The sequence below is a fragment of the Curtobacterium sp. MCLR17_045 genome, from assembly GCF_003234405.1.
In the GTDB taxonomy this organism is placed as follows: domain Bacteria; phylum Actinomycetota; class Actinomycetes; order Actinomycetales; family Microbacteriaceae; genus Curtobacterium; species Curtobacterium flaccumfaciens.
The window spans coordinates 245,864-263,236 of record NZ_QKTB01000002.1; the positions used below are offsets into that span (position 1 = coordinate 245,864).

Here is a 17,373-nt window from a genome sequence, read left to right on the forward strand (position 1 = left end):
CTCCCACTAGGCTGGTCGGCATGACAGACGGCCCGGATGCAGCACGCATCCGGGCCGTCGTCGTCGACGACGCCGTCCTGCTGCGCGAGGGCCTGGCCCGCGTGCTCGACGAGGCCGGCATCGACGTCATCGGGCAGTACTCCGACGCCCGGGCCTTCCTGGCGACGCTGCCCGAGGGTGCACCCGACGTCGTGGTGATGGACGTGCGGATGCCGCCGACCTTCACCGACGAGGGCGTCCGCGCCGCCGTCGAGACCCGCCGGATCGCTCCACGGACGGGTGTGCTCCTGCTCTCCCAGTACGTCGAGGCCACCTACGCCGAGGACGTCCTCGCGGCCGGCGCGACCGGCATCGGCTACCTGCTCAAGGACCGCGTCACCCGGCTCGAGGAGATCGACGACGCCGTCCGCCGCATCGCCGCCGGGGGCACCGTGCTCGACCCCGAGGTCGTCACGCAGCTGATGAGCCGCCGCCGCGACCCGCTCGCAGCCCTGACCCCGCGCGAGCGTGACGTGCTCGGGCTGATGGCCGAGGGCCGCACGAACGCCGCGATCGCCCGCGCCCTGGTGATCGGCACCGGAGCCGTCGAGAAGCACGTGTCGAGCATCTTCGGCAAGCTCGCGCTCGAGGACACCGGAGAGGACCACCGCCGCGTCCTCGCCGTCCTCGCCTACCTCGGATGAGCCGAGCCCGAGGATGAACCGAGCCCGAGGATGAACCGGGTCCCCGCACCCCTGCTGTCCCTCACCGCGATGGTGTCCGTCCAGCTCGGCGCCGCGATCGCGAAGACCCACTTCGACGACGTCGGCGCGGTCGGTGCCGCCACGCTCCGGCTCGTCATCGGTGCCGTCGTGCTCGCCCTGGTGGTCCGTCCCCGCGTCCGGCACTGGACGCGGGCGCAGTGGCTCGGTGCGGTCGGCCTCGGCCTGGCGCTCGGCGGCATGAACGTCTTCATCTACCTGTCGTTCGCGAGCATCCCGATCGGTGTCGCCGTGACGATCGAGTTCCTCGGGCCGCTCGCCCTGTCGCTCGTGCACACCCGGCGCTGGCGCGATGCCCTGTGGGCCGTGCTGGCGCTCGCGGGGGTCGTGCTGCTCGGCGTCGGCCCGACCGCGGTGACCGAGGTGGGCGGGGTCGTCTGGGCGGTCCTCGCCGCCGCGTGCTGGGCGGGCTACATCGTGATGAACCGGCACGTCGGAGCCGCGATCCCCGGCGTCGACGGGCTCGTCGTGTCGATGGTGGTCGCGATGCTCGTGTCGTTGCCGTTCGGGCTCCGGTCCGCGGTGGACGGCGTCCTGCGCGAACCGACGCTCCTGATCGTCTTCGGCGCCGTCGCCGTGCTGTCCAGCGTGCTGCCGTACGCCCTCGAGATGCTCGCGCTCCGCCGGATGCCGACACGGGTGTTCGGCGTGCTGCAGAGCCTCGGCCCGGCGATCGCCGCTCTGGCCGGCCTCGTCGTGCTGGCCGAGGGACTGTCGGTGCTCGAGACGGTCGCCCTGGCGTGCGTCACCGCCGCGAGCGTCGGCGTGACGCTCTCGGCCCGTCGCCGACGCCGCGGACCGGTGGGGTGAACGAAGAGGAGGCCCGGATCACGTCCGCCGACGGCGGTGCGTGATCCGGGCCTCCTGAGAAGACCGTCTACTCGTCGCGCAGGAAGTCTGCGTACGTGGGTTCCGACTGCTCACCCGACAGGAGGGACGGATCGTTGATCCGCCGCTCGACGTAGGCGCTGATGACCTCGGGCGGGGTGAGCACGTGGGCGACCCAGGACGGCACCGCTGCGTTCTTCATGGTGCCTCCTTCGTGGGCACGGGTCCGGATCGAATGCCTCGATCAGTGAGTTACTTGCTGAACCCGCGTTCGCTAAACCATCCTCGGGGTGCGGGTGGAAGTCAACGCAGTGCGTTCTGCGGACTCCGGTTCGCGCTGTCGCGGTCGGCACGGAGCGTGCGGTGCTTCACCGCTGAGCGCCACACCCACGCCTCGGCCTGCTGCCCGAACTGCGCCCACTCCACCAGCACGGCATCCCGGGTCCAGCTCTTCGCGAAGGCCTTCACCCGGACGTGGAAGGTCGGGAACTGGATCCACGCCCAGACCGGCTTCGGGGTGACGGCGTGGCAGACGTCGCCGCCGCGGGCGTCCTCGGACAGGGAGTACGCGCGCGGACGCTCGACCTCCGGGTGTTCCGGGGGCTGCCACCGGTTCTCGCGACGCCGTCCCACGACGGTATTCGAACGTGTGTTCGAACGACAGTCAAGTCGACCGCGCCGTCTGGACGACGACCTGGCATCGGACGGGCGTGTCGTCGTGGGGCGGCGGGGCGGGGCGGACGGGCACGCGTTCCCGTGTCGTTGACGGTTCTGGTTCACGATCCCCGGGCGGCGCGAACCGGAACCGTCATCGCGCGGACACGAACGTCCGTCCCTCGCCGGGCGGAGAGGTGTTCCGCTGGCGGGGTCCCGGGGCATAGTGTGCGGGCATGCAGAGCAGCACGGGGGTACGGGTGGTGTCGGCGGCCGCGGTGGTGGCGGCGCTGGTGTTCGGAGCGGCCGGACTGGTCGGGACGGTCTGGTTGGCGCCCTGGGACCTACCCCGCGGGCTGCTCCTCGGAGCCACGGTCCTCGGGGGCATCGCCGCCGTCGTCGTGCTCGTCGCCGCGGTGCGTGCTCGAGACCGCCGGGCGCTCACGTTCGCGGTGTCCGTGCTCGCGTTCGCGCTCGTGTCGCTGGTTCCCGGACTGTTGATCGATGTGTTCCTCGTCGTCGCGCAGGCGGCGCTCGTGGCCTTCGGCGTCGTCACCGTCCGGAGTGAACCGGGCGTGCAGCGGGCCTTCGGCTGGATCGTCACGGTGGCGGCTGCGGCGTGGTTCGTCACCGCGCTGCTGTCGGGGACCGTGCTCCTCACGGCGCTCCCGCAGGAGTCGCTCGGTGTCGCCTTCGCGGTCCCGGGCCTGCTGCAGACCGTCGCCTACCTGGCCGCGGCCGTGCTCGTCGCCGTGCCGCTGCTGCGCCCGGTGGGCCGCGGGGTCGGCGTGCTGTGGGCCTCGGCCGAGGTGCGCTGACCCGGACTCTCGCCCGCCTCAGCCCGCGCGAGCGGCCAGGCGCTCGGAGCGTCGGCGTGCCTGCTCCCCGGGGTCCGGTACGGGGGCGGCCTGGATGAGCCGTCGTGTGTACGGGTCCTGTGGCGAGCGCAGGATGGCGTCGCGGGTGCCGTGTTCGGCGACCCGGCCGCCGTGCAGCACGACGACCCGGTCGCACAGGGTGTCGACGACTGCGAGGTCGTGCGTGACGAAGAGGCACGCGAACCCGAGGCGCTCCTGCAGCTCGCGGAACACGTCGAGCACGCGGGCCTGCACCGACACGTCGAGCGCGCTCGTCGGCTCGTCGGCGATCAGGAGCGCGGGGTCGAGCGCCACCGCGCGGGCGATCGCGACGCGTTGCCGTTGGCCGCCGGAGAGTTCGTGCGGGTAGCGCTCGGCGTACCCGCCGTCGAGACCGACGTCGGCGAGGAGTCGCTCGACACGCTCCTCGACCTGCGCCGCCGGCAGCCGGAGGATCTGACGGAGCGGCTCGGCGACGGTCTGCCCGACGGTGTACCGGGGGTTGAGCGACCGGAGCGGGTTCTGGAACACCACGCCGACGTGCTGGCGCATCTGCCGGCGGGCGGCTCGTCGTGCGCCGGCGACGTCGGTGCCGTCGACGACCACCGAGCCCGTGGTGATCGGCGCGAGGCCGACCGCGGCCCGGCCGATGGTGGTCTTGCCACTGCCGGACTCCCCCACCAGGCCGACGATCTCGCCACGGCCGACGGTGAACGACACGTCGTCGACGGCACGGAAGCGCCCGCGCAGGGCGCCGCCGTACTCGACCACGAGGTGCCGGACGTCCAGGACGGCGGCCGGGGGCGTCGTGGCGGAGCCGAGCCGGGCCTCCAGGCCGGACCCGGTGCCCATGCGCGGGACCGCAGCGAGGAGTTCGCGCGTGTAGTCGGCGGACGGTGCGGCGAAGACCGCCTCGGCGGTGCCGGTCTCGACGACGCGTCCGCGGCGCATCACGACCACGCGGTCGGCGAGGTCCGCGACGACGCCCATGTCGTGGGTGATGAGCAGGATCGCGGTGCCGGTGCGCTCGCGCAGCGCGCGGAGGACGTCGAGCACCTCGGCCTGCACGGTGACGTCGAGGGCGGTCGTCGGCTCGTCCGCGATGAGCAGGTCCGGGTCGGCGGCGAGCGCCATCGCGATCATCACGCGCTGGGCCTGCCCGCCGGAGAGTTCGTGCGGGTACTGGCCCAGGCGGCGTTCCGGTTCGGGGACCTCCACGGCGCGGAGCAGCTCGAGCGAGCGTTCCCGGACGGCGGCGCGGTCGTGCGTGCCGTCGGTGCGTCGGACGGCCTCGGCGAGCTGGAACCCGATGGTGAACACCGGGTTCAGCGCCGCGGACGGGTCCTGGAAGATCATCGACACGCTGCGACCCCGGACCGTCCGGAGGGTGCGCTCGTCGGTGCCGATGACCTCGAGGTCGCCGAGAAGGATGCTCCCCGAGGCGTGCGCACCGTCGGGGGCGATGCCCATCGCGGTCATCGCGGTCATGCTCTTGCCGGAGCCGGACTCCCCCACGACCGCGACGACCTCGCCCCGGGCGACGGTGAACGAGGCGTCGTCGACGGCGCGGACCACCTCGCCGTCGACGTCGAAGGTGACGGTGAGGTGCTCGACGGTCAGGACGTCGGTGGTGCCGCTCATGGGGTCTCCGGGGGGTCGGTGTCGTCGCGGGCGGCCTTGAAGGCCTCCCACTCCTCGAGCATCTTGCGGTGGTAGCCCTGCAGCCACTGCATGTAGTCGCGGCCGTTGAGCAGACGCTCGCGGACCTCGGCGTCCACGTCGCCCGTGCCGGTGCGGCCGGCACCCTCGACGACGGCGAGCCCGCGGCCGATGATGTCGCGCTGCCGGTCGAGGTACTTCCGTTCGCTGGCGAGCCAGGAGCCCCAGACGTCGGCCTCGGCGCGGAAGTAGTGACTGCGCTCGCCGGGGACGATGTGGCGCTTCACGAACCCGGAGTCGACGAGCCGTCGGGTGGCCATCGACACCGACCCCGAGCTGGCGCCGAGCGCTGCCTGCAGGTCGGACGACGACGAGTGCGGTGCGCGGGTCATCATCAGGTAGCCGAGCACCCGGGCGTCGGTGAGGGGCATGCCCGCGCCGTCGTTGAGCATCAGGGCGAACTCCTCGACGAAGGCCTGGCGCTCCGGTTCGAGCAGCCGGTCGTCGTCGGGGGCCCCTTCGGCGGTGCCCCTGTCGTCCGTCACGAGGCCAGCCCGGCGGCCACCTCGGGTCGCTCGTCCGGGATCGACCACGGCTCCTGCGACATGCCGCCACCGCCACGGATCGCCCGCACGGTACCGTCCTCGTCGCGGGTGTAGGTGATGTCCTCGTCGACCGAGCCGAAGCGGTTGCCGTGGGTCATCCGCAGCGTGTCGGCGTCGACGACCTCGAGCCGGGTGGGGGTGTCCATCGGCTCGGGGCCGGACGGGTCGACCTCGACGAGCCGGTCACCGATCCGGGCGACGTCGGTGACGCCCCACGGGTTGGCGAAGCGTCCGGTGAACGTGGCGGTGTCGACGTCGTCGGGTACCGGGGTCCCCGGGGCGTCGGCGTCGGCCGCGGCGTCGAGCATGGCGATGACCGCGGTGGCGATGAGCGTGGCGGGTCCGGCGGCGGCACTCGTGAGCACGGACACGACGAGCCCGGATGCCGGGTCGAACATCGACTGGGTGATGTGCCCCGGGAACCCGCCCGAGTGGCCGCGGATCTCGCGCCCGCCGATCCGGTCGACGATGAACCCGGCACCGTAGCCGCGGGCCGCGGGGTCGTCGGTGGCGCTCCAGGCCTTCCGCTGCGCGAGGCGCTTGGAGTGGTCGTCGAGCAGGGTGCCCTGCCCGATCACGTGCTGCGAGAAGTAGCGGACCAGGTCGGACGCGGTGCCGTGGAAGCCGGTGGCGGCGGCCATCGCGCGGGTGTCGACGTGGTCGATGCGCTGCCTGTGCCGGGCGGTGTGGAAGCCGGTGTACCCGACCACGAAGTCGTCGGCGCGTGCGGGGTCCCAGTCGGGGCCGGTGTTCCGGAGGCCCAGGGGTTCGGTGATCGACTCGCGCACGAAGTCGTTGTACGACTGGCCGGACACCGCGGCGATGACCATGCCGAGCAGCGAGTAGCCGAGGTTCGAGTAGTTGAACGACGAGCCGGTCGGCGCCTTCTGGCCGCGGTCGAGCACGAGCGCCAGGAGTTCCTGCTCGTCGGGGAACGGGCGGAGCAGGGACCAGTAGTCGCCGTCGTGTCCGTCGCGGATGACGCCGGCACCCATCTCCATGAGCTCGCGCAGGGTGGCGTCGGCGAGCGGGGAACCGCCGTCGACCAGTGCCGGGACGTACGTGCCGACGGTGTCGTCGAGCCGGAGCGACCCGCGCTCGGCGAGCTGCAGCAGGGCCGTCGCGGTGAAGGTCTTCGAGTGCGAGGCGATGCGGAACAGGTCGGTGGTGGTCAGGCGGCGCCCGGCCTCGACGTCCGCGTAGCCCCAGGCCTCGTCGAACAGGACCTCGCCGCCGTACCCGACGGCGACCTGCACGCCGGGCACCCGCAGCTGCCACACCTTGTACGACACCCACTCACGGATGTAGGGCAGGGTCTTCCGGTACGCGGAGAGGGTGTCGGTCACGGTGGTCCTTTCGAAGGGCGGTGGTTCGAGTCTGGCGCGTCGGTCGCGACGGTGCCCGCCGCGACGCGGCGTGTGCCGTGCCGGTCAGCGCCGACGTGGGTCGAGCGCGGCGCGCAGCGTGTCGCCGAGCGCGATGACGGCGAGCACGGTCACGGCGAGGAACGCCGCCGGCGCGATGAGCATGTGCGGGGCCCGGAGGAACTGCGACGTCGCCGCGGACAGCTGCAGCCCCCACGAGATCGCCGGACGCTCCAGCCCGATGCCGAGGTAGGTCAGCGACGACTCGGACACGATGACCCCGCCGACGGTGATGGTGGCGAGCACGAGCAGCGGCGAGATCGACGACGGCAGCACGTACCGCGTGGTGATCCGCCACGTCGACAGCCCCATCGTCCGGGCGGCGAGCACGAACTCGGCGCCCCGGACGCTGCGGACGCTCGACCGCACGAGCCGGGCCATCGTCGGCCACCCGAACAGGGCGAGCACGAGCGACACGGTGAGCACCGACCGCTCCCCCACGCTGTTCAGCACGACGACGGCGCCGAGCAGGAACGGGAACCCGAGGAACACGTCGGTGAGCCGGGCGAGGACGGCGTCGACCCACCCGCCGACCATGCCCGCGACGGTGCCGATGACGACCGCGACCATGCCGGCGAGCAGGGTCGTGAGCACCGCGACGGCGATCGACGACCGGGTGCCCCAGATGACGTTCGCGTACACGTCGCAGCCCTGCAGGTCGAAGCCGAACGGGTGCCCGGCGGTCGCTGACGCCCCGCTCCGGCCGAGGTCGCACACCCGGGGGTCGCCGTGGCCGAACAGCCCGGCGAACAGCTGCGGGAACGCCGCGATGAGCAGGACCACCACGAGCACCGACGCGGGCACCCAGAACCCCGGCGTCCGTGCGGCGGCGAGCAGTGGCCGGCGCCGTACCCCGACGACGGGGTCGACGGTGGCGCCGAGGGCTTCGGTGGTCATCGGGAGGCTCCTGTCCGGACGCGCGGGTCGAGGGCGGCGTGCAGCAGGTCGACGAGCACGCTCGTGACGAGGAACACCAGGATGAGGGCGGTCGAGATGCCGACGACGACGGCACCCTCGTGCGAGCGGATGCCCTGGAACAGCAGGTTCCCGACGCCCGGCAGGTTGAAGATGCCCTCGATGATGACGGTGCCGCCCATCAGGTACCCGAGGTCGGTCGCCAGGTAGGTGGCGGTGGGGATGAGCGAGTTCCGCAGGACGTGCACACCGACGATCCGGCCCGGCGCGAGCCCCTTGGCGCGGGCCGTCCGGACGTAGTCGGCGTCGAGCGTCTCGATCATCGACGTCCGGGTGAGCCGGGACACCGCGGCCAGGCCGAACAGGGCGATCACGAACGCCGGCAGGACGTACGCGGTCGGCCACCCGGCGGTGACCCCCGCGACCGGGAACCAGTGCAGCCGCACCGAGAACACCAGCTGCAGGGCCACGCCGAGCACGAACACGGGGACCGCCCCGACGACGATCGTGCCGACGAGCACCGTCTTGTCGAGCACGGTGCCGCGCCTGAGCGCCGAGACCACGCCGAGTCCGATGCCGAGGACGATCTCGAGCGCCCACGCGCTGAGCGCCAGCGTGATCGTCACCGGCCACCGTGAGGCCATCTGTTCGCCGACGGACTGCCCGTTGAAGTCGGTGCCGAAGTCACCCCGGAACAGTCCGCCCAGGTACTGCACGTACTGCAGCCACAGCGGCTGGTCCAGGTGGTACTCGGCCCGCAGCGCCCGCACGACCGAGTCGGTGAGGGGGCGCTCGCCGCCGAGCGCCTTGATCGGGTCGCCGGGCAGCGCGAACGTCATCGCGTAGATGAGGAAGGTCACCCCGAGGAACACGATGACCAGGCCGCCGAGTCGGCGACCGACGGCGAGCGTCGGACGCATCACGCGCCTCCCGGCTCTCCCGTGGTGACCAGTGACGGTCGGGAGGCGCGGGTCGGGTCCGCCACGTGCGCCGCGCAGGCGAGGATCGCCCCGTACTGCACGCCCACGAGCTTCCCCACCGGGATCGGCTGCGCACCCGTCGACGCGTCCGCCTGCCAGCGCGCGTAGCGCTCGGCCAGGCGGTCGCGGAGCCGCCGGAGCGGCGCGGACGCCGTACCGGCGGTCGTCTCCGCCTCGACGGCGCGCAGGAGCATGCCGCCGTAGCGCAGGCGGAAGCAGCGGACGAGGTCCTCGCAGCCGAAGCGCTCCGCGACGGTGGCCGTCCGGTCCGACGGTTCCCGTTCGCCACGGCGGCGGTCGGTGTCCGCCATCCCGATGAGCATCGGCACGAACGCCCGGGAGGCCTCGACGAACGGGGACGGGATCGTGAGCATCGGCGATGCCTCGTCGAGGAACGCCTGCAGTTCCGTACCCGAGGCACCCAGCTCGTCCGCGCACCGGCGCAGCAGGTCGGCGTACGGCTCGTCGGTCGAGGTCGGGTCGTCGGCGTCGGGGTGGCTCCAGTACGGCAGCTCGGCCACCATGCAGAGGGCCCCGTGCCGCATCGCCCACGCCGCGCTCGATCCGCCGTGGATGTGCTCGCCGGGGTCGACGCCGAGCTCCTCGAGGTAGGCGTACGCCGTCTCGATGCCGTCCATCGCGAACACCGCCGGGGCGAGCTCCCGCAGGTACGGGGACTCCGGCTCGCCGGTGTCGAGCGGCAGCCCGAGTGCGGCCGGCACCGCGTGCAGGGTGTCGACGACGGCGGGCAGGTCCTCGGACAGGTAGTAGTAGACGCCGCCCATCTCGCCGTTGTGCAGGCTCACGAGCAGGTCCGGCTCGGTGTCGTCGATGAGCCGCATGAACGCGAGCGTCTCGGGCAGCACCTGGTCGAAGTACACCGACTTGTAGCTGTTCGGGAACGTCCACTCGACCTGGCTGTCCGGGGCGGGCCGGTAGAAGTGCCGCGAGTAGAAGACCCGGTCGTGCGGGTCGTGGAACCACGCCTCGTTGAGCCGCATGCCGTCCGGGTCGATCGTCGGGACGATGTGCCAGGTGACGTCGAGCGCCTGCACCCGCTCGTCACCGAGGGCCGTCTCGGCGAGGTGCAGTGCCGTCCACGAACCGATCGGCTCGTTCGGGTGCACCCCGCCGACCACGACGGCCGCGTGCGACCCGGTACCGATGCGGTAGCTGTGCAGGGGTTCGCCGAGGCGGCTCGTGCCGATCCGGGTGACCGTGACCCGGTCGGGGTGCGCCGCGGCGAGCGCGGCGAACCGGGCGTGCAGGTCGTCGACGAGCGGGAAGCCGTCGCGGTCGGGGACGTCGCGGACCAGGTCGAGGACGGTGTGCTGCTCCATGCCCCGCCCTACTTCACGGCGATCTGCGCGATCACGGGGCTGCCCGCCACCGCCGGCAGCTTCGCGATCTTGTCGCTCGTGACGTACGAGTACTTGTCGAAGAAGGTCGGGACGATCGGGAAGTCCTCGAGCACGGCCTGCTGCGTCTTCGTGTAGTACCCGTTCGCCTCGTCCTGCGACCCGGCGGAGTCGGCCTTCGCGAGCAGCGAGTCGACGTCGTCGGACTGGTAGTAGCCGGTGCACGGGGAGCAGCCGCCGGCCGTGGTGAACAGCGCACGGAGCGTGTTCTGCTGGCTGATGTACAGCGCGCCCCAGTGGCCGAAGTGGGGGCCGGCGACGGTCTTGTCCGTGAGCTCCGAGTAGTAGGACGCCCAGTCGGTGGTGGCCTTCGCCTCGGCGTCGACGCCCAGGTTCTGCCGGATCTGGTTGGCGTACGCCTCGTACAGGGAGTCGAGGCCGGTGCCGCCCGGGTAGACGAGCGTCATGGTGCCGTCGAACCCGCCGGCGCTGGCGAGGAGCTTCTTCGCCGCTGCCGGGTCGAACTCGCAGGCGTCGCCGCAGATGCCCTCCTCGGTGCCGGACATCGACGGCGGGGTCAGCGCGGTGGCCGGGTCGTACAGCCCGCCGTAGATCGCGTCGTTGACCTCGTCACGGTCGATCGACATCGAGATCGCGCGGCGCACGTCGGGGTCGGAGTACCGGTCGTCCCACAGCGGGAATCCGAGGTAGTCGATGCCGGGGGCGTCGAAGGAGTGCAGGCGGTCGCCGAAGTCGGCCTTCGCGCTCGTCATCTTGTCGGTCGGCAGGAACAGCACGTCGGCGTTGCCGGCCAGGACGTCGGTGTACGCGGTGTTCATGTCGGAGTAGCTGCGGAAGGTCACCTCGTCGGTGGCGGGCTTCGTGCCCTCGTAGTCCTTCCAGGCCGTGACGGTGAACTCCTGGTCCGCCTTCCACGCCTTCGTCATCTCGTACGGGCCGTTGCCGATCGGCTTCTTGTCGTACGCCTTCAGGTCGTCGTAGGCGGCCTCGGGCATCGGGTAGAACGCCGTCTGGGCCTGGCTGAGCTGCAGGGGGAACTGGCTGTCCGCGTGGGTGAGCGTGACCGTGAAGGTGTCCTTGCCGGTGACCTTGAGTCCCGACATCTCCTTGGTCTTCGGGGTGCCCTTCGCCGGGTTGAGGTCCGTGTACCCGACGATCCCGGCGAGCTGACCGCTGTTCTCCCACGCGTTCGGGCCGTAGGCGACGTGGTTCCAGGCCTTCACGTAGCTCTCCGGCGTGACGGCCTCGCCGTTCTGGAACGTCCAGCCGTCCCGCAGCGTGATCGTCCACGTGGTGGCGTCGTCGCTCTCGACGCTCTTCGCCGCCACGTACCGCAGGTCACCGTCGGCGTCGGTCTGGGTGAGCGGCGCGAAGACGCTCATCACCTGGTCGAAGGCCACGGTCTGCCGGCCCGGGGTCAGGTGGTCGGGTTCGCCGGTCGCGTAGACCAGGCTCGAGGGAGCGTCGTCGTCGGCCGCGCCGCCCGCCGAACAGCCGGTCGCCACCAGTGCCAAGGTTGCCGCCGCGGCCAGCGCGGCGATCGTCCTGCGTCGCATGATCTCTCCTCGATCGGGTGCGGCCGGATCCCTGCCCGGTCGTCGTGGTGGGAAAGCTAGGACGGTTCGAATCCCGACCACAAGACTTCTTTCAATGCGCTCTGAGAGTTTTACCGCGCAGAAACACTGACGAAACGACACCCGTCGCGCGACCGGGCCCGTTGTGCCACGCTCGGAACATGCGCCACACACCGCACTTCCTGATGACCGACGTCGACGAGGTCCGACGCCTCATCACCGGGAACCCGTGGGCGACGATCGTGTCGCACACCGCGGCCGGGCTGGTGGCGTCGCACTACCCGGTGCTGCTCGAGGCCCCCGGCCCCGACGACGACCCGGACGCCCTCGTCCTGGTGTCCCACGTCGGCCGCCCCGACGAGGTCGCGCACGAACTCGGACGGCACGAGGTCCTCGTCGTCTTCCAGGGCCCGCACGGCTACGTCTCCCCCGCCTGGTACCCGCCGGAGCAGTTCGTGCCGACCTGGAACCACGTCACCGCCCACGTCTGGGGCACCCCCGAGATCCTGTCCGACGACGAGAACTTCCGGGTGCTCGGCGAACTCGTCGACCACTTCGAGCAGGTCATGCCCTCGCCCGTGTCGTTGCAGATCGACGAGGAGACCGCCCGCCGGATCGCCAAGGGCACCGTGGGCATCCGGATCCGCGTCACCCGGTTCGACGCCCGCGCGAAGCTCTCGCAGAACAAGGCCCCCGAGGTGATCGACCGCATCGTCGCCGGGCTGCGGGCTGACGGCCCCTACGCGTCGCCGGCGCTCGCCGACGAGGTCGAGCGGGTCCGGCCCGTCCCGTCCCCGGCGAACGGCCTGGAGGCGTCGTGACGGACATCCTGCTCCGCACCGTCCGGCGTGTGGGCACCTCCGGGGCCCCTGCCGACGTCCGCATCGTCGACGGTCGCGTCACCGAGATCGCACCGACCGGCACCCTCGACCCCACGAGCGTCGACACCGACGTGGTCGAGGCCGCCGGCGCCTGGCTCGGCCCGGGGCTCCGCGACCACCACACGCACTTCGACCAGTGGGCGCTCGTCCGCCGCCGTGTCGACGTGACCGGCTGCGACTCTGCCGAGGCGACCGCCGACCTGCTCGCCGCCGTCGCGCGGGCGGGCGTGGCGGACCGCGTCCTGGTCGGACACGGCTACCGCGACGGGATGTGGCCGCGCCCTGCGCGACGCGAGCTGCTCGACCGTGCCGCACCGGGCCTCCCGGTCGTCGTGATCAGCGCGGACCTGCACGCGGTGTGGTGCAACGCGCTCGCGCTCGCGCACTTCTCGGCTGCTGTCGGCCGGCCGCTCGAGGCGGGCGAGGACGGGGTCCTGCGCGAGCAGGACGCGTTCGACGTGACCGGTGCGCTGTCGCAGGTGCCGGACGACCTGCTCGACGCCTACGTGGCGGACGCTGCCGAAGCCGCGGCGGCACGTGGGGTGACGGGCGTGGTCGACCTCGAGATGCGCTTCGGACTCGACCGCTGGCGCCGCCGGATCCACGCCGGCACCGACGCGATCCGGGTCGCGTCCGGCGTGTACCCGGCCGAGCTCGACGAGGCCATCGCCCGGGGACTGCGCACCGGCGACGTGGTCGACGGCACGCGGGGCCTGCTCACGATGGGGCCGTTCAAGGTGGTCACGGACGGGTCCCTCGGCACCCGGACCGCCGCCATGACCGACGGCTCCGGTGTGCTCGCCTGGCCGTTCGAGGAGCTCGTCGCGATCACCCGCCGTGCCGTCGACGCCGGACTCGTCCCCGCGATCCACGCGATCGGCGACCGGGCGAACACGCTGGCCCTCGACGTCTTCGAGACCGTCGGGACCCGCGGCACGATCGAGCACGCGCAGTTGCTCGTCGACACCGACGTCGACCGGTTCGCCCGGCTCGGGGTCGCCGCGTCCGTGCAGCCCGAACACGCCATGGACGACCGGGACATCGCCGACCGGCACTGGGCCGGGCACACCGACCGGGCGTTCGCCTTCGCATCGCTCGCACGGGCCGGCGCGCGCCTGCTGCTCGGGTCGGACGCGCCGGTGGCGCCGCTCGACCCGTGGGTGTCGATGGCGGCGGCCGTCGGGCGGGACCGCGACGGGCGGGATCCGTGGCACCCGGCCGAGCGGCTCTCGGCACTCGTCGCGTGGCAGGGGTCGACCGACGGGCGCGTCGGCGTGTCCGTCGGCGACGTGGCGGACCTGGTGCTCGTCGAGACCGACCCGCTGGCCGCGTCCTCGTCCGCCGCACTGCGTGGCATGCGGGTGCTGGGGACGGCCGTCGCCGGACGGTTCACGTACCGGGAGCTGTGACCGGGCGGGTGTGCCCGGGCGGGTGTGCCCGGGCGGGTGTGCCCGGGCGGGTGTGCCCGGGCGGGTGTGCCCGGCCCGTGGGCTACTTCTGGTCCTTCGGGCACCAGTAGAGCTTCCGGCCGGCCATGTCGGCCATCCGGATCTCGGTGCCGCAGACCCGGCAGGGCTCGCCCTGCCGGTGGTACACCCAGTGGCGGTCCTTGCGGGAGCGCAGGGCCTTCTTGTGGTCGGCCTCGGACAGGTCGTCCATCGTCATCATCAGGCCGTCGCGGACGCCGTCGTGCAGCAGCTTCGACCAGTCGGCCCAGAGTGCCTTGGCCTGCTTGACGGTGATCTTCTTGCCCGGCTTGTACGGGTCGATGCGCTGCCGGAACAGCAGCTCGGCGCGGTAGATGTTGCCGATGCCGGCCACGACGGACTGGTCCATGAGCAGCTGCCCGATCGCGACGTTCCGACGGCGGACGTTGTCGACGAAGGTCTTCTCGGCTTCGGGCCCGTCGTCGTTCATCGGGTCGGGGCCGAGCTTGTCGAGCGCACGCTGCACCTCGGCCGGGGTCTCCACGACACACGCGGTCGGGCCGCGCAGGTCGGCGACGGTGTCCTCGGTGAGGATCCGCACCCGGACCTGGCCGACGGGGTCCGGCGGGAAGGACTCGATCGGGTCCTCCGCCTTCTCCTGCTCGGCCATCCGGTAGCGGGCGAGCCGCGGTGCGCCGATCGAGCTGAGCGACTCTTCGCGGTCGTCGTCGTCGGACAGCGCCTCGGCGGTGGAGATCACGCCCGCGAAGTCCCACGCCCCGTACAGCCCGAGGTGGACGCGGAGGAACAGGTCGCCCTCGAACTCCAGGAACATCTGCTTCGCCACCGCACGCGCGGCGATCATGCGCTTGCCGTCGAGCTGCGCGGCCCCGGCGGCGAAGCGCCCCTGGGGGCTCGACACCTCGCAGCGCTTGCCGACGAAGTGCCGGGTGAACTGGTTGGCGATGCGGTGGACGGAGTGACCCTCGGGCATGACTACCGTTCTACCCGGTACCCCTGACGAGCCGGACTACGCGTCGATCTGGCGGCCGGCGATCAGCCCGGTGGTCTCGTACTCGGCGAGCTGGGCGATGCGGCGGGCGTGGCGCTCTTCGCCCGAGAACGGCTCGGCGATGAACAGGTCGACGAACCGGATCGCCTCGTCCTCGGTGTGCTGGCGCGCACCGATGGAGATGACGTTGGCGTCGTTGTGCTGCCGGGCGAGCAGCGCGGTCGACTCGTTCCAGACGAGCGCGGCGCGGATGCCCTCGACCTTGTTGGCGGCGATCTGCTCACCGTTGCCGGAACCGCCGAAGACGACGCCGAGCGCCTGGACACCGGCACGCTGGTCCTGCACCACGGCGTGCGCGGCGTTGATGCAGAACGAGGGGTAGTCGTCGAGCGCGTCGTACTCGGTCGGACCGTGGTCCACCACCTCGTGCCCGGCTTCGGTCAGGTGGGTTGCGAGGGTCTTGTTGAACTCGAGGCCGGCGTGGTCCGTTCCGAGGTGGATGCGCATGGAACCGATCCTATTCCTGCGGCTCCGGGGCCCGGACCACCACGGACTACGGTGCGCGGACCACCACCACGAGGTACCGGGTGGGGTCCTCGCCCGGGTTGCGGTAGACGACGTCGGCGGGGTCGCCGAGCTCGATCCGGTCCCCCGCCGCCAGACGCGTCGGCTCGCCGCCGACGACGACCTCGAGCACGCCCTCGACGACCCAGATGCAGTGCCGCAGGAACGCGTAGGCGGACGCCGGGTAGGCCACCTCGCGGCCGGCCGGGAGGCGCACCTCGGTGACGTCAGCGGGGAACGCCGCGCTCGAGACCGGACGGCGGCGGTACCCGGTGTCGGGATCGGTCCAGGAATCGGCGGTCGCGCCCCGTTGCACCCCGCGCGCCTCGTCGGGGTCCGTCACCCTGGGCACCTCGTGCTCCAGGGCATCGTCGAGGAGCTGCGAGATCGTCAGGCCGAAGGCACCGGACAGGCGACCGAGGATCGTCGCGGTGGGGCTGGAAACTCCGCGTTCGACCCGGTTGATCATCGCGCGGGAGACGCCGGACTCCTCGGCGAGCTCGGTGAGGCTCCACTTCCGCTCGGTGCGGAGGCGCTGGAGGCGTTCACCGAGCGCCCGCTGCTCGGCGACCGAGGTGTCGTCGGCGCCGGTTGCGGGATCGGCGTGCGCGTCGTCTACGATGTGAGACATGACGACAGCATATGCGACGAACGGGGTCGTGATCCGCGACTGCACCCCGACCGACCTCGACGTCGTGCACGCCCTGCACGTCGATGCCGTCCTGCACTCCACCGCCATCTGGCAGGACACCCCGCACCCGCGTGCGTACTTCGACGGGTGGCTCGCCGAGCGGCAGGGCGGCGGGTACCCGGTGGTCGTGGCCGAGGTCGACGGCACCGTGGCCGGCTACGCCACGTACTCGCAGTGGCGGCCGCACCAGGGGTACCGGCTGACCGTCGAGCACAGCGTCTACGTGGTCGAGGCGTTCCGCGGCCGGGGCATCGCGACGACCCTGATGGCCGAGCTGGTCGCGCGGGCCACCGCCGAGGGCCGGCACGTCATGATGGCCGGGATCTGCAGCACCAACACGGGGTCGATCGCCCTGCACGAACGCCTCGGGTTCACCACGGTCGCGGTCGTGCCCGAGGTCGGACGCAAGTTCGACCGCTGGCTCGACCTGACGCTCATGCGCCTGCCGCTCGTCTGACGCGACGGGCGGGGCGGGCGCACCACGGGCCTCCCGGCCGCCCGTCGACGAACCGAACCTGGTTCCGGAGCGTCAGTCGGTGGTGTCGAAGATCGGGCCGACGGTGCGCGAGCGCTTGAGCTCGAAGAAGCCGGGGTACTTCGCGACGGCGACGACGCCGTCCCACAGGTCGAGCGCCTCCTGGCCCTTGGGCGCCGGGGAGATGACCGGTCCGAAGAACGCGGTGCCCTCGACGGCGATGACCGGCGTGCCGACGTCCTGTCCGACGCGGTCGATGCCGTCCTGGTGGCTGGCGCGCACGGCGGCGTCGACCTCGTCCGTCCAGGCGTACTCGAGCAGGTCGGCGTCGAGGCCGAGCTCGGCGAGCACGGCGGGGACGACCTGCTCGGGGTCGGACTCCTGGCGGTGGTGGATGTGCTCACCGAGGGCGTCGTAGAGCGGCTTCACGATGTCCTGCCCGAGCCGGAGCCGCGCCGCCGTGACGATGCGCGGGTAGACCTGGCCGGCGTGCAGACGCTCCTTGTAGCTCTCCGGCACGTCCTGGTCCTCGTTGAGGACGAACAGGCTCATCACGTTCCAGGTCACGTCGAGGTCGCGGTGCTCGGCGACCTCACCCACCCAGCGGCTCGTCATCCAGGCCCAGGGGCAGTTCGGGTCGAACCAGAACTCCACGGCGGTGCGCGCGGTGGTGGAGTCGGTCGGGTT

Annotated in this window: 19 protein-coding genes; 6 read left to right on the forward strand and 13 right to left on the reverse strand. The window is 72.0% G+C overall.

What is annotated here, in order from left to right; translation table 11 throughout:
* Window positions 1–20 precede the first annotated feature (20 nt).
* Both DEJ05_RS03320 and DEJ05_RS03325 read left to right on the forward strand, forming a co-directional pair.
* Window positions 21–683, forward strand: a complete 663-nt coding sequence (locus DEJ05_RS03320; protein WP_027464682.1) for a response regulator transcription factor — start codon at window positions 21–23, stop codon at window positions 681–683.
* Window positions 684–713: 30 nt separating this feature from the next.
* Window positions 714–1,571, forward strand: a complete 858-nt coding sequence (locus DEJ05_RS03325) for a DMT family transporter (protein ID WP_111109732.1) — start codon at window positions 714–716, stop codon at window positions 1,569–1,571.
* Window positions 1,572–1,638: 67 nt separating this feature from the next.
* Here the strand turns inward: DEJ05_RS03325 and DEJ05_RS17965 are convergent, their stop codons facing one another.
* Window positions 1,639–1,791, reverse strand: a complete 153-nt coding sequence (locus DEJ05_RS17965) for a hypothetical protein (RefSeq protein ID WP_163343414.1) — start codon at window positions 1,789–1,791, stop codon at window positions 1,639–1,641.
* A 101-nt stretch (window positions 1,792–1,892) separates the two neighbouring features.
* Entirely contained in the window at window positions 1,893–2,222 is a 330-nt protein-coding gene (locus tag DEJ05_RS03330) for a hypothetical protein (protein ID WP_035807629.1), read from the reverse strand.
* Between the two features lie 257 nt (window positions 2,223–2,479).
* Between DEJ05_RS03330 and DEJ05_RS03335 the strand changes: the two genes are divergently transcribed.
* Window positions 2,480–3,061: a hypothetical protein gene (locus DEJ05_RS03335; protein WP_146245005.1), complete on the forward strand. Its 582-nt coding sequence runs from the start codon at window positions 2,480–2,482 to the stop codon at window positions 3,059–3,061.
* 18 nt (window positions 3,062–3,079) lie between these two features.
* On the opposite strand, the gene DEJ05_RS03340 is transcribed toward DEJ05_RS03335, so the two are convergent.
* From DEJ05_RS03340 to DEJ05_RS03370, 7 genes are all read right to left on the reverse strand, one after another.
* Window positions 3,080–4,741, reverse strand: a complete 1,662-nt coding sequence (locus tag DEJ05_RS03340; RefSeq protein ID WP_111109734.1) for an ABC transporter ATP-binding protein — start codon at window positions 4,739–4,741, stop codon at window positions 3,080–3,082.
* Window positions 4,738–5,304: a GbsR/MarR family transcriptional regulator gene (locus DEJ05_RS03345; protein ID WP_111109735.1), complete on the reverse strand. Its 567-nt coding sequence runs from the start codon at window positions 5,302–5,304 to the stop codon at window positions 4,738–4,740. The genes DEJ05_RS03340 and DEJ05_RS03345 overlap by 4 nt, the downstream gene beginning before the upstream one ends.
* Complete coding sequence (locus tag DEJ05_RS03350; protein WP_258376075.1) at window positions 5,301–6,710, reverse strand: serine hydrolase; 1,410 nt, start codon at window positions 6,708–6,710, stop codon at window positions 5,301–5,303. The genes DEJ05_RS03345 and DEJ05_RS03350 overlap by 4 nt, the downstream gene beginning before the upstream one ends.
* Before the next feature lie 84 nt (window positions 6,711–6,794).
* The gene (locus tag DEJ05_RS03355) at window positions 6,795–7,685 is read right to left on the reverse strand and encodes an ABC transporter permease (protein WP_111109736.1); all 891 of its coding nucleotides are present in this window, start codon (window positions 7,683–7,685) and stop codon (window positions 6,795–6,797) included.
* A complete protein-coding gene (locus tag DEJ05_RS03360; RefSeq protein WP_027464675.1) occupies window positions 7,682–8,623 on the reverse strand; it encodes an ABC transporter permease in 942 nt (313 codons plus the stop codon). Before DEJ05_RS03360 ends, DEJ05_RS03355 begins: the two co-directional genes overlap by 4 nt.
* Window positions 8,623–10,023, reverse strand: a complete 1,401-nt coding sequence (locus DEJ05_RS03365) for a M14 family zinc carboxypeptidase (RefSeq protein ID WP_111109737.1) — start codon at window positions 10,021–10,023, stop codon at window positions 8,623–8,625. The genes DEJ05_RS03360 and DEJ05_RS03365 overlap by 1 nt, the downstream gene beginning before the upstream one ends.
* Window positions 10,024–10,031: 8 nt before the next feature.
* Entirely contained in the window at window positions 10,032–11,618 is a 1,587-nt protein-coding gene (locus DEJ05_RS03370; protein WP_258370557.1) for an ABC transporter substrate-binding protein, read from the reverse strand.
* Window positions 11,619–11,797: 179 nt separating this feature from the next.
* Between DEJ05_RS03370 and DEJ05_RS03375 the strand changes: the two genes are divergently transcribed.
* Both DEJ05_RS03375 and DEJ05_RS03380 read left to right on the forward strand, forming a co-directional pair.
* Entirely contained in the window at window positions 11,798–12,457 is a 660-nt protein-coding gene (locus DEJ05_RS03375; RefSeq protein WP_111109738.1) for an FMN-binding negative transcriptional regulator, read from the forward strand.
* Entirely contained in the window at window positions 12,454–13,926 is a 1,473-nt protein-coding gene (locus DEJ05_RS03380) for an amidohydrolase (RefSeq protein WP_111087604.1), read from the forward strand. The genes DEJ05_RS03375 and DEJ05_RS03380 overlap by 4 nt, the downstream gene beginning before the upstream one ends.
* A gap of 82 nt (window positions 13,927–14,008) precedes the next feature.
* On the opposite strand, the gene DEJ05_RS03385 is transcribed toward DEJ05_RS03380, so the two are convergent.
* Genes DEJ05_RS03385 through DEJ05_RS03395 form a run of 3 tightly spaced genes read right to left on the reverse strand, consistent with a single transcriptional unit; the run spans window position 14,009 to window position 16,151 of the window.
* On the reverse strand, window positions 14,009–14,938 hold the full coding sequence (locus tag DEJ05_RS03385; protein ID WP_071246661.1) for an Fpg/Nei family DNA glycosylase: 930 nt from the start codon (window positions 14,936–14,938) through the stop codon (window positions 14,009–14,011).
* Window positions 14,939–14,974: 36 nt separating this feature from the next.
* A complete protein-coding gene (locus DEJ05_RS03390) occupies window positions 14,975–15,463 on the reverse strand; it encodes a ribose-5-phosphate isomerase (RefSeq protein WP_027464669.1) in 489 nt (162 codons plus the stop codon).
* Between the two features lie 46 nt (window positions 15,464–15,509).
* Window positions 15,510–16,151, reverse strand: a complete 642-nt coding sequence (locus DEJ05_RS03395; protein WP_111054847.1) for a helix-turn-helix domain-containing protein — start codon at window positions 16,149–16,151, stop codon at window positions 15,510–15,512.
* On the opposite strand from DEJ05_RS03395, the gene DEJ05_RS03400 reads away from it, so the two are divergent.
* The gene (locus tag DEJ05_RS03400) at window positions 16,150–16,668 is read left to right on the forward strand and encodes a GNAT family N-acetyltransferase (protein ID WP_111030558.1); all 519 of its coding nucleotides are present in this window, start codon (window positions 16,150–16,152) and stop codon (window positions 16,666–16,668) included. The genes DEJ05_RS03395 and DEJ05_RS03400 overlap by 2 nt on opposite strands.
* A 72-nt stretch (window positions 16,669–16,740) precedes the next feature.
* Here DEJ05_RS03400 and DEJ05_RS03405 read toward each other — a convergent pair whose 3' ends face one another.
* A complete protein-coding gene (locus DEJ05_RS03405; protein WP_245164596.1) occupies window positions 16,741–17,301 on the reverse strand; it encodes a disulfide bond formation protein DsbA in 561 nt (186 codons plus the stop codon).
* Window positions 17,302–17,373 lie beyond the last annotated feature (72 nt).